Here is a 2,364-nt window from a genome sequence, read left to right on the forward strand (position 1 = left end):
CGGTGCGATCGGGCGAATAGCCATCGGGCGGCGGGCCTTCACCGGGTTCGCCGAAGTCGGGCGGCGGCGGGGGGCGCTCCCGAAAGCCGCCGCCGCGGCCCTCGTTGCCGGCGGTGGTGTTGTCGCCGCTGCGGCCGTTCGGGCTGGCCGCGCCCTGGGCGCTGCTGCGCAGCGCGGGACTGTCGCCGGGCGGCGCATCTCGCGCCACAGCTCGGGCTGGGTGCGCAGCGTCTGCCAGCCGCCATGCAGCAGGTGCATGCGCTGCAGCCGCGCGGCCAGCCAGTCCATGCGGGCCAGCTCGATCTCGGCCACGTACGGGCCCAGCCCGCGCTGCAGCCCCAGGCGCGAGAACCCCACGAAAAGCAGCAGCAGCACGGCCAGCAACAGGGTGAGCGCGAGGAAGGCTTTGCTTTGCAGCGTGAGGCGGGGCATGGGCGGCTGGTCGGGGGTCAGCGGGAGGGGAGCGGGCCGCCAGCGCCTGGAGGGGGGCCGCCGGCGGGCATGGCCACGAGGGTGCCGTTCATTGTGCGGCATGTGCCGGACAGGGTCCTGCCGTCCGGCATGGTCAGCGTGACCGAGGCGCCTTCGGTCTGGCCCTTGCAGGCGGTGTAGGCCTCGGGCGGCGGGCCGGGGGGCTGCCCGCCCGGCGCGCCCTGGGCCAGGGCGCCGCAGGTGAAGGCGGCGAGGGACAGGCCCAGGCAGAGGCCGGCGAGGGTGATGGTCGTGTGGCGGGGAGGGTGCATGGTGTCACGTGCCTTTCTGGCAGAGGGAAGAAGGCCCGGGGCCGGGCCCAGGGGCAGGGAACACACCGGGGCAACGGCCCCGGTGGCGCTCAGGCGGCGATCGAGATCGTGATGGCGGCGGTGTAGCCGCCGCTGCCGTTGCTTTGCATGGTCACCATCTCGAGGTCGGTGCCGTCGCTGAACACGTTGTCGGTGGCGAAGGTGATCGCCGCCAGGTTGGACACGCTGGCGCTGTAGCCCGAATTGGCCGTGTAGATGGAGCGCAGGGTGTCCGTGGGGAACGCGAGCTGGGTGGTCTTGACCTTGTTGCTGGCCGTGGTGGCCACCGACAGGCTGGGATACACCTCCAGGTGCATGTGGGGCATGCGCCCGGCATAGCAGCCCGGCACGATGGTGGTGAAGGTGACCGTGCCGCTCGCATCGGTGGCCTGCACACCGCGCAGGTAGTTGGCGGCGATGCTGCGCTCGGTGTAGACCGAGTAGTCGCCGCCCTGCGAGCAATGCCACAGGTAGATGGCATAGCCCTGCAGCGCCGCGCAGCTGGCACGCGTGTTGGTGAGCGTGATGGTGAGGGTGAGCGGCACGCCGCCCACGGTGGTGGACGCGCCGATGTTGCTGCGGATGTCCTGGCGCACGATGCCGCTGAGCGCGAGCACGTTGTAGTTGGAGTTGCTGGCGTTGGAGCCGTCGGCGGGGTAGGGGCCGGCGGTTTCCTCGGGGACGACGGAGCAGGTGGTGTCCGTGCCGGTTCCCGTTCCGGTGCCAGTTCCCGTACCCGTGCCGGTGCCGGTGCCTGTCCCCGTGTCCGTTCCTGTCCCGGTTCCAGTGCCCGTACCGGTGCCTGTCCCCGTGCCCGAACTGTCGGCCACGGCGTCGGAGCCGCCTCCGCCGCAGCCCAGCAGGGTGGCGATGCCCAGGGAGCCGATGGTGCTGAGTGCCAGGCGCCGCCGCTGGTCCGCGGTGGATGCTGCGATGTCAGTGGCTGCGGTGGCCAATGGGGTGGATGTGTTCATGGTTCCTCTCCTTTTCCTTCGTTGGGGGATGGAGGAACTTTGCAATCCAATTGAGGAGAAATTGAGGCGGTGCACGCCTTTCTCCCCGTCAGGCGGGCGGTGCATGGTGCTATTGTTTTGATAGCAAAATGCCCTAGTGGTCCATGCGCTGGAGGCCTTTTTCGCCTCCAGTGTGGCCGGCCCGCCCCGCCCCGGCCGGCCCGCCGTTCACGCCGCGGCGAACGCCTGGGCGATGTCCTGCGTCACCGCGAGGAACCGGTCCACGTCGGCCGTCGAATGGCAGTGCAGCGGCGAGACGCGCACCGCGCCCGCGAGGCCGAACGACTCCAGCATGCGGCGCGAATACAGGCTGGAGGCCGAACGCTCGTACACCGTCACGCCGCGTGCGCCGTACTCGCGCACGGCGCTGGTGCAGTCCAGGTGCGGAAAGCCGATGCCGACGATCAGGTCGCGCCGGGTGAGGTCGGGGTGGTCCAGGAACACCTCCACGCCCGGCATGGCGCGCAGCCCGGGCACCGCACCCACGCCGTCGCCGCCGTTCAGCAGGCGCGACAGCAGCGCGCGTTCGTGCAGCTCGATGGCCGCGATGCCGGCTTCGAAGCGCGCCC

Annotated in this window: 2 protein-coding genes and 2 pseudogenes; all 4 read right to left on the bottom strand. The window is 70.9% G+C overall.

Going from position 1 to position 2,364, the window contains the following annotated elements; translation table 11 throughout:
- Positions 1-432 (bottom strand): annotated as a pseudogene (locus tag AC27IO_RS22960) (two-component sensor histidine kinase); the annotation flags it as partial.
- Between the two features lie 17 nt (positions 433-449).
- Positions 450-743 carry a hypothetical protein gene (locus AC27IO_RS22965; protein WP_498740970.1) on the bottom strand — a complete coding sequence of 98 codons (294 nt, stop codon included), beginning with the start codon at positions 741-743 and terminating at the stop codon, positions 450-452.
- A gap of 89 nt (positions 744-832) precedes the next feature.
- Positions 833-1,756: a dioxygenase family protein gene (locus AC27IO_RS22970; protein WP_498740972.1), complete on the bottom strand. Its 924-nt coding sequence runs from the start codon at positions 1,754-1,756 to the stop codon at positions 833-835.
- Positions 1,757-1,963: 207 nt separating this feature from the next.
- A pseudogene (locus tag AC27IO_RS22975) lies at positions 1,964-2,364 on the bottom strand (aminotransferase class V-fold PLP-dependent enzyme); the annotation flags it as partial.

This window comes from Acidovorax sp. KNOB132 (assembly GCF_057541515.1).